General features: G+C 61.8%; 13 protein-coding genes. 3 read left to right on the top strand and 10 right to left on the bottom strand.

Annotated features, from left to right (window positions below; all coding sequences use genetic code 11):
* Position 1 precedes the first annotated feature (1 nt).
* From maiA to ACSQ17_RS20185, 9 genes are all read right to left on the bottom strand, one after another.
* Entirely contained in the window at positions 2–661 is a 660-nt protein-coding gene (gene maiA / locus ACSQ17_RS20225; RefSeq protein WP_436070296.1) for a maleylacetoacetate isomerase, read from the bottom strand.
* Complete coding sequence (locus ACSQ17_RS20220) at positions 651–1,634, bottom strand: fumarylacetoacetate hydrolase family protein (protein ID WP_436070295.1); 984 nt, start codon at positions 1,632–1,634, stop codon at positions 651–653. The genes maiA and ACSQ17_RS20220 overlap by 11 nt, the downstream gene beginning before the upstream one ends.
* On the bottom strand, positions 1,634–2,773 hold the full coding sequence (locus ACSQ17_RS20215; RefSeq protein ID WP_436070294.1) for a homogentisate 1,2-dioxygenase: 1,140 nt from the start codon (positions 2,771–2,773) through the stop codon (positions 1,634–1,636). The genes ACSQ17_RS20220 and ACSQ17_RS20215 overlap by 1 nt, the downstream gene beginning before the upstream one ends.
* Before the next feature lie 4 nt (positions 2,774–2,777).
* A complete protein-coding gene (gene hppD / locus ACSQ17_RS20210; RefSeq protein WP_436070293.1) occupies positions 2,778–3,860 on the bottom strand; it encodes a 4-hydroxyphenylpyruvate dioxygenase in 1,083 nt (360 codons plus the stop codon).
* A 296-nt stretch (positions 3,861–4,156) separates the two neighbouring features.
* Positions 4,157–5,935 (bottom strand): ABC transporter ATP-binding protein, encoded by a 1,779-nt coding sequence (locus tag ACSQ17_RS20205; RefSeq protein WP_436070292.1) that lies wholly within the window; start codon positions 5,933–5,935, stop codon positions 4,157–4,159.
* Complete coding sequence (locus tag ACSQ17_RS20200; protein WP_436070291.1) at positions 5,928–6,560, bottom strand: DsbA family protein; 633 nt, start codon at positions 6,558–6,560, stop codon at positions 5,928–5,930. Before ACSQ17_RS20200 ends, ACSQ17_RS20205 begins: the two co-directional genes overlap by 8 nt.
* Positions 6,561–6,562: 2 nt before the next feature.
* Positions 6,563–7,501, bottom strand: coding sequence for an oxygen-dependent tRNA uridine(34) hydroxylase TrhO (gene trhO, locus ACSQ17_RS20195; RefSeq protein ID WP_436070290.1), 939 nt, complete (start codon positions 7,499–7,501; stop codon positions 6,563–6,565).
* A gap of 173 nt (positions 7,502–7,674) precedes the next feature.
* The gene (locus ACSQ17_RS20190) at positions 7,675–7,968 is read right to left on the bottom strand and encodes a BolA family protein (protein ID WP_436070289.1); all 294 of its coding nucleotides are present in this window, start codon (positions 7,966–7,968) and stop codon (positions 7,675–7,677) included.
* 12 nt (positions 7,969–7,980) lie between these two features.
* Entirely contained in the window at positions 7,981–8,481 is a 501-nt protein-coding gene (locus ACSQ17_RS20185) for a DUF2059 domain-containing protein (RefSeq protein ID WP_436070288.1), read from the bottom strand.
* 262 nt (positions 8,482–8,743) lie between these two features.
* Here ACSQ17_RS20185 and ACSQ17_RS20180 point away from each other — a divergent pair, with 262 nt between their 5' ends.
* The 3 genes from ACSQ17_RS20180 to ACSQ17_RS20170 all read left to right on the top strand — a co-directional run bounded on the left by ACSQ17_RS20180 (position 8,744) and on the right by ACSQ17_RS20170 (position 11,880).
* Positions 8,744–9,754 (top strand): DUF2804 domain-containing protein, encoded by a 1,011-nt coding sequence (locus ACSQ17_RS20180; protein WP_436070287.1) that lies wholly within the window; start codon positions 8,744–8,746, stop codon positions 9,752–9,754.
* 118 nt (positions 9,755–9,872) lie between these two features.
* Positions 9,873–11,267, top strand: coding sequence for a class II fumarate hydratase (locus tag ACSQ17_RS20175; protein WP_436070286.1), 1,395 nt, complete (start codon positions 9,873–9,875; stop codon positions 11,265–11,267).
* Positions 11,260–11,880, top strand: a complete 621-nt coding sequence (locus tag ACSQ17_RS20170) for an NAD(P)H-dependent oxidoreductase (protein WP_436070285.1) — start codon at positions 11,260–11,262, stop codon at positions 11,878–11,880. The genes ACSQ17_RS20175 and ACSQ17_RS20170 overlap by 8 nt, the downstream gene beginning before the upstream one ends.
* A 21-nt stretch (positions 11,881–11,901) precedes the next feature.
* Here the strand turns inward: ACSQ17_RS20170 and ACSQ17_RS20165 are convergent, their stop codons facing one another.
* Positions 11,902–12,864, bottom strand: a complete 963-nt coding sequence (locus ACSQ17_RS20165; protein WP_436070284.1) for a DMT family transporter — start codon at positions 12,862–12,864, stop codon at positions 11,902–11,904.
* Between the last annotated feature and the right edge of the window lie 74 nt (positions 12,865–12,938).

Below are 12,938 nucleotides of genomic sequence, written 5' to 3'. Positions count from 1 at the left end.
GTTACTGGGCGTCGGGTTGCACCTCCGGAGCCGCTTGCGCAAAGGCTTCGAGGGTTTCACAACGCGCCGCCATGGCGAGAATGCGTGGGTACGCATCGAGGTCACAGTTAAAACGGCGCGCATTATACAGCTGCGGGATCAAACAGGCTTCCAGGTAGCCGGGGCGTTCGCCCAGCGACAAACAGCCATCGAATACCACCAGCCCCGCTTCGACGGCGGCCAGCCCCTTGTGCAACCAGTGCCGGTACCAGGCGTCCTTGGCCGCCTCGCTCACCCCCAGTTCGCCGGTCAGGTACTGCAAGACGCGCAGGTTGTTCAGCGGGTGCAGGTCACAGGCAATGTGCAGGGCCAGGGCCCGCACCTGGGCGCGCTTGGCCGGCTCACTGGGCAGCAGCGCCGGCACGGCAAACACCTCATCGAGGTATTCGAGAATGGCCAGCGACTGGGCGATACGCACCCCGCCGTTATTATCATCGACCAGCAGTGGCAGCAGCTCTTGCGGATTGAGCGCCTGATACTCGGCGCTGTGCTGCTGGCCGCCGTCCTTGACTAGGTGCACCGGCACTTGCTGGTACGCCAGGCCCTTGAGGTTCAGCGCGATGCGCACCCGGTAGGCCGCGCTGGAGCGCCAGTAACCGTAGAGCGTCAAATCAGTGCTCATAACGCTCTACCGCCTGATCGATAGCACCGAACAGGCTATGGCCGGCGGCGTCGAACATCTCGATACGCACCCGATCACCGAACTTGAGGAACGGGGTTTTCGCCTCGCCGCTCTCGATGATTTCCAGCATGCGCTTCTCTGCCAGGCAGCTGGAGCCGGCGCTGCGGTCGTAGTTCGACACGGTGCCAGAACCAATGATGGTGCCGCTGCCCAGCGGGCGAGTCTTGGCGGCGTGGGCGACCAGGGTCGGGAAGTTGAAGGTCATATCCACGCCGGCATCCGGCTGGCCGAACAGCGCGCCGTTGATATGCGAAACCAGAGGTCGGTGCACCTTGCCGCCCTGCCAGGTATCGCCCAGTTCATCCGGGGTAATCGCCACCGGCGAAAAGCTCGAAGACGGTTTGCTCTGGTAGAAGCCAAAACCCTTGGCCAGCTCGCCGGGGATCAGGTTGCGCAGCGACACATCGTTGACCAGCATCAGCAGTTGGATATGCCCGGCGGCCTCGGCGGCGCTGGCACCCATCGGCACGTCATCGGTAATCACCGCGATCTCGGCTTCCAGGTCGATGCCCCAGGCCTCGTCGGCCATCTGGATCGGGCTGTGCGGCGGGATAAAGCTTTCAGAACCACCTTGATACATCAGCGGGTCATGCCAGAAGCTTTCCGGCATCTCGGCACCACGGGCCTTGCGCACCAGCTCCACATGATTGACGTAGGCACTGCCGTCGGCCCAGTGGTAGGCGCGCGGCAGTGGGCTGTGGCAGGCCGCCTGTTCGAAGGCAAACGCGCCCTCTTCCAGACCATCGTTCAAACGCTGGTACACCGCTTCCAGCTTGGGTTTGGTCGCGGCCCAGTTATCCAGCGCGGCCTGCAGGGTGGCGGCAATCGTCGGCACCTTGACTGCGCGAGACAAGTCACGGGATACCACGACGAGCGAGCCGTCGCGGCCATGATTCAGTGATGCGAGTTTCATCAGGATTCCTTGCCCGGCGCACGCCAGGAATTCACATATTCGGGAACATCCACGCCGGCGGCGGCTTCGCCGACTTCCAGGGCGCGGCGGGTGTCGATCATCACCGCCACCTCATCGATAAAGGTGGCCGGATCGACCTGCGCCTTTTTCAGCGCCTTGGGGTGCGGGCCGTGGGGGAAGCCGCACGGGTGTAGGGTGACCATGCCCTGCTCGATATTGTCGCGGCTGAAGAAGTTGCCTCGGTGGTAGAACAGCACTTCGTCGTAGTCGTCGTTGTTGTGATAGAACGGCACTTTCAGCGCGCCGGGGTCGCTTTCCACCGGGCGTGGGGTAAAGGTGCAGATCACAAAACCATTTGCTACAAAGGTGGTGTGCGCCGACGGCGGCAGGTGATAGCGGTGGCTCATCAGCGGGCGGATATCGCGCCAGTTGAGGCGCACCACGGTGTTGTCGCCATGCCAGCCGACCACATCCAGCGGGTTGTACGGATAGGTCACGGTACTGATCTGGTTGCGCCGCTTGATCCTGATCTGCCAGGTGTTCTCATCCTGCTGGGCCTTGAAGGCGTCATCCAGTTTCGGATGATCGAGCACCGCCGGGTCGAAGATCGCTTGCGGGCCGAGCAGGCCCTTGTCCGGCAGCTGATAGGCGCCGTCAGTACTCTCGATCAGCAGCATAAAGGTCGATTCAAGGGCCTCGATGCGCCAGGCGGTGCCGCGGGGGATCAGCAGATAGTCGCCGTCGCGGTAGCTCAGGTGGCCGAAATCGCAGTAGAACTCACCTGCTCCCTCATGGATAAACAGCAGATCATCACCATCGGCGTTGCGCACCAGATGGCGCATGGCGCCATGGGTTTTCCACACGCGCAGCTTTATATCGCTGTTGTGCAGGGTCAGCGGTGCGGCCAGCGGGCAATCACGCTCGCTGCCGATGTTGTTGAAGTTAAACGCGTGCGGGCGCAGCGGCCCCTGCCAATCGATCCAGCCGGTGGGCGGATGCTTGTGGTGCAGGTGCGCCGTGGGGCCGAAAAAGCCCTCACGGCCCATCTCGCGCTCGTAGGTGCCTTCGGGGAAGTCGCAGTGCGCCTGACGCGAACACTCGCCTTCACGCAGGGGGAAACTGATCCAGTGTCGGCTCATGGCATCACTCCTCGGAGATTACGCCGCGCTTGATCTGGTCTTCCTCGATGGACTCGAACAGCGCCTTGAAATTGCCCTCGCCAAAGCCCTGGTTACCCTTGCGCTGGATGATCTCGAAGAAGATCGGGCCAATCACCGTGTTGGTGAAAATCTGCAGCAGAATGCCGTCATCGCCGGGGGCGCCATCGATCAGGATGCTCAGCTCACGCAGCACATCGGTCGGTTCGCCATGCCCGGCCACGCGGGTATCGACCTTGTCGTAATAGGTGCCAGGGGTGGCCATGAAATCCACGCCATTGGCACGCAGCTGGCGCACGGTGGCGTAGATGTCCTCGGTACTCAGGGCAATATGCTGGATGCCTTCACCCTGGTACTCGCGGATAAATTCCTCGATCTGCGACTTGTCGTCCGCCGACTCATTGATCGGGATGCGGATCTTGCCGCACGGTGCGGTCATGGCGCGCGACAGCAGCCCGGTGAGCTTGCCTTCGATATCGAAGTAGCGGATCTCGCGGAAGTTGGCGATGCGCTCGTAGAAGCCCGACCACACATCCATCTGCCCGCGTTTGACGTTGTGGGTCAGGTGGTCCAGCTCTTTCAGGCCGACCGAGTTGTCATTGGCGCTACGGCCTTCGATGTACTCGAAGTCGACGTCGTAGATGCTCTTGTCGCCGTAACGGTCGACCAGATACAGCAGCGAACCACCGATGCCCTCGACGCAGGGAATATTCAGCTCACCGAAGTTGGCGTGGCTGCCGACCAGTTTGGCACCCTGGGATTGCACATAGGCGGCCGCCTGGGCGGCGTTCTGCACACGGAAGGCCATGGCGCAGGCACTCGGGCCGTGCTTGAGGCCGAACTCGCGCACATGCCCGGTGGGGCTGCCGTTGAGCACGAAGTTGATGTCGTTCTGCTGGAACAGCCAGACCTCTTTCGAGCGGTGCTTGGCGGTTTCGGTAAAGCCCATAGCGGTGAACAACTCACGCAGCTGCTGGATGCCTTCCGGGGTAGGCGCGGTGTATTCAACGAACTCGAAGCCGTCAGTGCCGATGGGGTTGTGCTGCTGGATCTTGTTCACGGCGTTCATTGCGCCTCCTGGTTGTTGTTCTGATCAACCGCTGCGGCATGCAACGGCGCGGATTGATCTCATAACAACCGAGCGCAGCCCTGCTCACAAGCCAGCCCAGAACGCCCTGCCGGGCTTATCGCCCAGGCTTTCGGCAAGTTTTCAATACACCCAGAAAAACAGCGTGTTTGCGGACTGCAAGCGCCTAGCATGCGTAACGATAAATTTACAAAGCGGTCGATTTAACTGCCAGGGGCAAGATCACAGAAGCTCAGGCCTGGTTGAAATCTATAGCAAAACGCCTGGGTTAACGCCTGCTAGTGCTGTAAATGCCCATATAGCTTGGCGTAGAGCCCGCCTTCGGCGATCAGCTGCTGGTGGCCGCCGTCTTCGGCGATGCTGCCGCCGTCGAATACCAGCACCCGACCTGCCTGCTTAACCGCACTCAGGCGGTGGGCGATGATCAGCGTGGTGCGGCCATGGAGGAATTGATTGAGCGCCTGGTGCAGGGCGTACTCGGTGGCGGCGTCAAGGGCCGAGGTGGCCTCATCGAGAATCACCACCTTGGGCTCGGCCAGCACCATGCGGGCAATCGCCAGGCGCTGACGCTGGCCGCCCGACAAACGCACGCCGGAGCGGCCGACGATGCTGTCCAGGCCTTGCGGCAAGGCGTGGATGGTGTCGGCCAGTTGGGCGATCTGCAAAGCCTGCCAACAAGCTTCGTCGCTGCGTTCGCGGCCCATGCACAGGTTGGCGCGCACCGTGTCGTTAAACAGCGCCGGATGCTGCAGCACCACCGCCACATGCTCACGCACGCCTTCCAGGCCAATCTCTTCCTGGCTGCTGCCGCCGAAGCGGATGGTGCCGGCCTGTGGCGTGTAGAGGCCGAGCAGCAACTGCACCAGGGTGCTTTTGCCGCCACCGCTGGCGCCGACTATGGCGACTTTCTCGCCGGGGGCGATGCTCAGGTTGAGCTGGTTGAGCACCGGCTCATCGTTGTAGGCGAAGGTCAGCCCACTGACTTCGATGCCCACGGTGTCGCGGCCTTTGAACGGATCGACGCGACCGGGGTATTGCGGCTCGTCCTGGCGCGCCAGCAGCTCGTTGATTCGGCTCAACGCGCCGCCGGCGGCGTAATAGGCGTATTGCAGGCTGAGCAGCTGCTCGACCGGGCCGATCATAAACCACAGGTAACTGAACACCGCGAGCATCTGGCCGATCGACAGGTCAGAGAACAGCACGGTGAGCATCGCCGCGGCGCGGAACACGTCGATACCGAACTGGAACAGCAGGCCACTGGCGCGGTTCGAGGCATCGGTTTTCCACTGCGAAGCGACGGCGTAGTCGCGCACTTCCTTGGCGCGGCCACCAAGACGACCAAGGAAGAAGCCCTGGCGGTTGCCGGCGCGGATTTCCTGTATCGCTTCAAGGGTTTCGGTCAGCGCCTGGGTAAAGCGCGAAGTGCTGTCGTTTTCCAGCTTCTTCAGGTGTTTGACGCGTTTGCCCAGCTGCACCGTGGCGTAGATCACCAGCGGGTTGAACAGCAGGATCAGCAACGCCAGCTGCCAGTGCATCCAGATCAGGATCGCCGAGGTGCCCGCCAGCGTGAGCATGGCCACCAGAAAGCGGCTGAGGGTCTCGCCAACAAACTTGTCCAGGGTGTCCAGGTCGGTGACCAGGTGTGTGGTTACGGTGCCGCCGCCGAGGCTTTCGTATTCGCCAAGGGAAATTCGCTTGAGCCGTTCGATCAGGCGAATACGGATGCGGTAGACAATGTCTTTCGACAGGCGGGCGAACAGCCGCGCCTGCAGCACGTTGAAGATCAGCGCACCGCCGCGCAGAAACAGGGTCAGCACCAGCATCAGGCCGATATAGCCGGCGGCAGTTTCCCAGTGCGCGGGCAGGAAGTTGTCCATCACCTTGAGCGCGGCGTCACCGTCGTTGAGCAGCACTTCGTCGACCAGCAACGGCAGCAGCAGCGGGATCGGCACGCTGCACAGGGTGGCCAGTACGGCAACCAGGTTGGCCCAGATCAGCGCCTTCTTGTGCTGCAGGGCCAGCCGCCGAATCTCGGCCCAGCTCAACCGGTCAGGCATGGGCAACCCGCTCCAGCCAGCGAGTCAGCAAGGGCTGCAGCACTTCAAGGGGTTGATAGCCGTTGGTCAGCAGCGCCAGTTGGCCGTTTCGTTCAGCGAGCAGCGTGGGAAAGCCGGCAATACCCAGGTCCTGCGTCCAGCTGAAATCGGCGGAGGTGGCGGCGCGTTGCGCGGCGCTGTCGAAGGCTTCGGCAAACACGATGCGTGGAATCCCGGCGCGTTCAGCCAACTCCACCAGCACACTGGCGCGGGTGACATCCACCCCTTCGGTGTAGAACGCCCGCTGAATCAATTGGGCCAGCGGCCAGGTCAGTTCAGGTGCCAGGCTGCGTGCAGTCACCAAAGCGCGACAAGCAGGCTCGGTGTCGTAGACCAACCCCTCAGGCAAACCGGCATTGAAGTTGAACAACTGCCCAGTGCTGGCATTGACCGCCTGCCAATAACCCAGATAGCGCACCCGCGCGGCGGCATCGATGGCCACACCATCGCGGCGCAAGCCGCCGAGCACCAACTCCAAACCGACGCCAGCCGCAGCGGCCTGCTCAGCGAGGGACTCCAGCACCGGGGCAAAACCCCAGCACCATGAACACATCGGGTCCATCACATAGAGCAGGCGTGCGTGCATGCTTAAACCTCGCGGTTTTGTCGGGGGTTGTAGCCCAGCGGGTGCGGCTGATTGCGTTCTTTAGCCAGTTCAATCTGCCGTTGGCGCTCACGGGCACCGGCGCGGGTTTTCTCCGGCAGCGAGTCCCAGCAATGCGGGCAACTGACGCCTGGGGTGTAGAACTCGGACTGACGATCTGCCACCGACACCGGCGTGCGGCAGGCGTGGCACTGGTCGTAGTCACCTTCGCTCAGGTCATGGCGCACGGTCACCCGGTTGTCGAAGACGAAGCAGTCGCCCTGCCATTTGCTCTGCTCCTGCGGCACTTCTTCGAGGTACTTGAGGATGCCGCCCTTGAGGTGGAAAACCTCCTCGAAACCCTCGCCGAGCATATAGCTGGAGGCCTTTTCGCAACGGATGCCGCCGGTGCAGAACATCGCGACCTTCTTGTGTTTGGCCGGGTCGAAGTGCGCCTTGATGTAGTCGGGAAACTCGCGGAACGACTTGGTCTTGGGATCAACCGCGCCCTCGAAGGTGCCAATCGACACTTCGTAGTCGTTGCGCGTATCGATCAGCAGTACTTCGGGATCACTGATCAATGCGTTCCAGTCCTTGGGCTCAACGTAGGTGCCGACCTTCTGGTTCGGATCGACGCCGGGCACGCCTAGGGTGACGATTTCCTTCTTCAGCTTGACCTTGGTGCGATAGAACGGCTGCTCGTCGCAGTAGGATTCCTTGTGGTCGATGTCGGCCAGGCGCGGATCGAGATCAAACCAGGCCATCAGACCGTCGATAGCGGCGCGTGAGCCGGAAACGGTGCCGTTGATGCCCTCTTCTGCCAGCAGCAGGGTGCCTTTCACCCCGTTATCCAGCATGCATTGCAGCAGCGGCTCACGCAGCTCATGGAAGTCAGGCAGGGAAACGAATTTATACAGCGCGGCGACAACGATCTTGTCAGTCATATGCATGTCCTTCAGTAGTCGCCCACGTAAAGGGCGGACCGGGATACAAAAAAATACGCCGGCTCAGGTTGTTCACCTAGAGCCGGCGGAGGCGGCAGTTTACTGTCGTTCCAACATCCCGTGTAGAGGCGAATTGCCTCAGAGCCGACGCACAGCCGGCTTTAAGCCGGTTCTCAGTGGCCGCCCTTGCAGGTCGGCGACGCCGGAGCCACGCCCTGTTGCGCCCACTCATCCGGTGTGTAGGTATGCAGCGCCAGGGCGTGGATCTGGCCCATCAGTTCACCGACTGCGGCATAGGCCTTCTGATGGCGTTTGACCGCATTCAGACCGACGAACAACTCACTGACGATCACCGCCTTGTAATGGGTTTCAAGGCCCCGGCTATGCATATGGCTTTCATCCAGTACATCGAGGTGCTGGGTTTTCAGGCTCGCCAGGGCGGCCCGCAGTAGATCGATCTTGGCCATGGCGACTGTCACTCAGGGCTTTTTCGGGGTCAGCTTGGCAGTCATTTCTGCCAGCAACTGGTTGACCTTGGGCACTGCCGCTTCCAGCTTGCCCTGAGTCAGTTGGGCCGATTGCGCGGTCAGCGTCGGCATCTTTTCCAGGACTTTCTTGCCCAGCGGAGATTCGTAGAAGCGGATCAGCTCTTTCATTTCCTGTTCGTTGAAGTTGCTGGTGTAGAGCTTGACCATATCCGGTTTGAGCTTGTCCCAACCCACAGCCTGCTCCAGCGCCGTGTTGGCCTGGGCCTGATAGGTTTCCAGCACCGCCTTCTCAGTCTGCGGGGCATTGCTCTCGGCAAAACGCTGGGCAAACATCTGCTGCACCTGGGCATACACCGGTACAGCCAGTTTGTCGGCACGGGCCAGCAGCAGGAAGCGCTCGGCATCAGCCGCATGGCTCTTGGCATCGGCGAGCACCTGAGCACTACCGCACGTCAGTATTAGGGCAGCGCAAAAGGCAGGTAAACGTGACATGTACTACTCCTGAACAGAGAAAGAGTCGTGTTTGACTCACTTGGCGGCATTTTGTGCTCAAGCACGGCTGCGACTCAAGCGTGCGCGCCACACCCAGCAAATCGCGCTACAACTGTGCACTGGCGCACAGCCTGCTTAAAGGTCAAAATGCCAGCAATTGCCGAGCAGAAGCACGCCTGTGCATGCTCATGCGGTACTCATTTCTGTTTCAGCGTGCCGACGCCCACCCAGCGAGGCCCCTGCACACACATGGACGTGCTTGATGAACAGTTTCACTCATCCAGAGCCTTTCGCTGCCATCGCGCTGTGCGACAGTCGCGGTCAACTCAACCCGCAAGCGATCGGCTGGTCACCCAGGCCCATGGTCGATTGCGCCATCCCTGGCCACTTTGGTCGGCGCAAGCGCTGGAACCACTGGTGTATCACCACCCCGCAATGGATGCTCTCTTTCACCCAGGCCGACCTCGACTACCTGGGCTATGCCGCCGCCTACTTTCTTGACCTGCAAACCGGCCAGGCCGTTGCCTACAGCCAGTACCGCCTGTTCGCTCGCGGTTGCAACCTGCCCGACCTGCCGCAGGCCAGCCACGAGTTCAATCACCCGCACCTGCAGCTGCGCGTGGCAGAGCACACCGGACGCACCCGCATCACCATCCATGCCCCAGATATTGGCGGGCAGCCGCTGCAAGTTGCACTGGATATTCAACGCCCAGCGCACCTGGACTCAGTCAATCTGGTTGCCCCGCTCGGCCCGCAGAGCTTCCATGCCACCAGCCGCCAGTTGGGTCTGCCATGTAGCGGCAGCGTGCAACTGGGCAAACAGCAATACAGCTGCGTAGCCGGGCAAAGCTTTGCCTCGCTGGATTTCGGCCGTGGCATCTGGCCACTCAACAGCCATTGGACCCGCGCCGCCTTTGCCGCGCCCGGCGGCATCGCCGGCAACTTCGGCGCCGGCTGGACCGACTACAGCGGCCTCTCAGAAAACACCCTGTGGTTTGGCGGCGAGCTGCAACACCTGGACAGCCCCATCACCATCACCCAGGCACCGCACAACCCACTGGCGCCCTGGCAACTGCGCAGCCCGGATGATGCCGTGCAATTGACCTTCACCCCGCGTCAGCGTCACCGCGCCTACCGCCGGCTTGGGCCGTTCTTTGCAGACACGCAGCAGTGGTTTGGGCATTTCGATGGAGTTTTGCGTGGCCCGGAAGGCGAACGCGTGCCGGTCAACAATGCCCTCGGCTGGCTCGGCGAAACCCACGCGCGTTGGTAGTTACGCCTCAAGTTGAACCTCTGTAGCCACATCGCGACCTAAGCTCACATACGCCCAGGCGAGTTACTGCTTGCCTGGTAAGCCATCTGCTGCGCCCGCAGCTATCAGGAGAGCCGCCATGAGCCGCATTGAGACCGACAGCCTGGGCCCGATCGACGTCCCTGATGACGCCTACTGGGGCGCCCAGACCCAGCGCTCACTGATCAACTTCGCCATCGGCCAGGAACGTATGCCCTTGTCAGTGGTGCATGCCCTGGCACTGATCAAGAAAGCCGCTGCGCGGGTCAATCAACGTATCGGAGCGCTGCCGCCTGATCTGGCCCGGCTGATCGAGCAAGCGGCCAATGAGGTGCTGGCGGGTCAGCATGACGAGCAGTTTCCGTTAGTGGTGTGGCAGACCGGCAGCGGTACGCAAAGCAATATGAACGTCAACGAAGTGATTGCCGGACGGGCCAACGAGTTGGCGGGCAACGGCCGCGGCGGCAAGACCCCGGTGCACCCCAACGACCACGTCAATCGCGCGCAAAGCTCCAACGACAGCTTCCCCACGGCCATGCACATCGCCACCGTGCAGGCTGTACACCAGCAGTTGCTACCCGCCCTGCGCGAGCTGCGCGAGGGCTTGCAGGAACAGGCTGAGCGGCACACGCGGCTGGTCAAGACCGGGCGTACCCATATGATGGACGCCACACCGATGACGTTTGGTCAGGAGCTGTCAGCCTTTGTCGCGCAATTGAGCTACGCCGAGCGCGCCATCCAGGCCGCTTTGCCAGCTGTTTGCGAACTGGCCCAGGGCGGCACAGCGGTAGGCACCGGGCTGAATTCGCCACAGGGCTTCGCCGAGGCCATGGCCGCCGAGCTGGCCGCCCTGAGCGGTCTGCCACTGGTCAGCGCACCGAACAAGTTTGCCGCACTGGCCGGCCATGAACCCTTGGTGGCGCTGTCCGGCGCCTTGAAAACCCTGGCAGTGGCCCTTATGAAACTGGCTAACGATCTGCGTTTGCTGGGTTCCGGGCCGCGCGCCGGCTTTGCCGAGGTGCGTTTGCCGGCCAATGAGCCAGGCAGCTCGATCATGCCGGGCAAGGTCAACCCGACTCAATGCGAGGCATTGTCGATGCTGGCCTGTCAGGTGCTGGGCAACGACAGCACGATTGCCTTTGCCGCGAGCCAGGGCCATCTGCAACTTAACGTGTTCAAACCGGTGATCATTCATAACCTGTTGCAGTCGATACGCTTGCTCGCCGACGGCTGCCATAACTTCCAGCAGCACTGCGTCGCGGGCCTGCAACCCGACGCAGGAAAAATGGCCGAACACCTGGAGCGGGGCTTGATGCTGGTGACTGCGCTGAATCCGCATATCGGTTACGACAAGGCCGCGCAGATCGCCAAGCAGGCCTATCAGGATGGCACCACCCTGCGCGAAGCGGCGCTGCAGCTGGGCTACCTGAACAACGAAGAATTCGACGCCTGGGTGCGTCCTGAAAACATGCTGGAGGCGGGTCAATATGAGTGAAACGGCAAAGAGTGGGGCAACGCCACTGGAAGGCGACGGCAAACGCATCCTGATGATTCTCGGCACCCCCAAGGGCAGCAGCTTCTGCCATGCCCTCGGTGAAGCCTATGCCCAAGGCGCGCGCAGCAAAGGCCACGTCGTACGCCAGTTGAAACTGGGTGAAATGAGCTTTGATCCGGTGCTGCGTGATGGCTACGAGCAGAGCCAGCAACTTGAACCCGACCTGCTGGAAGCTCAGCGGCAGATTCACTGGGCCGAACACCTGGTATTCGTCTATCCAGTCTGGTGGGGTGGTATTCCTGCCCTGCTCAAGGGCTTCTTCGACCGCACCTTTCTGCCCGGTTTCGCCTTCAAATACCGCAATCGCTCGCAACTCTGGGACAAGCTGCTGAGCGGACGCACCGCTGATCTGCTGGTGACCATGGACACCCCGCCCTGGTACTTCCGCTGGATCTACGGCGCGCCCGGGCATCGGCAGATGACCCGTACCATCCTCGGTTTCAGTGGCATCAAGACCCGCCGCCTGGCCGAATTCGCCCCCGTGCGCCCCTCCTCCGAAGAGCAGCGCCAGAGCTGGCTAAAACGTGCCGAAACGCTGGGCCTACGCGCCTGATACCTGCTCAGTCACAACGACTTAAACCTGTGCGATCAAGCGCGCCTTGCGGGCGCGCCAGCCGGCCAACAGCGACGATCCCAATGCCGTCAGCGCCGAACCCAGCACGACCAGCACCGCACCACCATAGGCCAGCCAGTTGATCTGCTCGGGCTGCACATGGTCCGGCCACCAGGTGGCGGCCAAGGCCACCGAAGCGAAGGTCACCAGCGGCGTGATCGCCAATGCCGCGCTGACCCGCGAAGCCTCCCAGTGCGCCAACGCCTCGGCAAACGCGCCATAGGCCACCAGGGTATTCAGGCAGCAGGCAAACAGCAGCCAGCCTTGCAGCGGGCTCAGTTCGAACGCCTGCTGCGGATGTGCCCAGGGTGTCAGCAACAAGGCGCAGGCCAGGTAGATCACCATCATCACCTGCAGCGAATTCCACACTGTCAGCAGCTGTTTCTGTGCCAAGCCATAAAAGGCCCAGACAAAAGCGGCCAGTAGCACGATCAACACCCCAGTGGTGTAGGCCGTCAGCGAGGTCAGCAGCTCATCCAGACGCTGATTGAAAAACAGCGCAAAACCGATCAGCAGCACCAGTAAACCCAGCCCCTGGCCGAGGCTGAAACGCTCACGGAAGATAAAGATGCTGCTGATCAACAATAGAATCGGCGCCACCTGGATCACCAGTTGCGTCGTGCCGGGGCTGAGCAGATTGAGCCCGACCAGGTACAGCACGTAGTTGGCCGTCAACCCGGCAATCGCCAGTAGCAACAGCCAGGCGCCCTTCTTGCCCAATGGGCGAAACGCCGGCAAGCGCTTACTGGCCGCCAGATAGGCCAGCAGGATGGAGCCGGACACCAGCAGACGAAACCAGGTCACCGTAACCGGGTCCATCACCTGCAGCACTTCCTTGAGCTTGATCGGCAGCACGCCCCACAACACCGCTGTCAGCAGCGCGAGAAACAAACCGTAGAGCCAGCGACCTGAAGAAATATGCATAAACGCCTCTAAACCCAGCGCTGCCCCCTCACCTGATGGGTTGCAGCCGCAAACAGGCATTCTAGGCCGCTTCC

It is taken from the genome of Pseudomonas sp. LjRoot71 (genome assembly GCF_964253255.1).
Lineage (GTDB): Bacteria > Pseudomonadota > Gammaproteobacteria > Pseudomonadales > Pseudomonadaceae > Aquipseudomonas.
The sequence above is the reverse complement of the archived record's forward strand: the minus strand, read 5'-3'. Positions and strand labels throughout refer to the sequence as shown.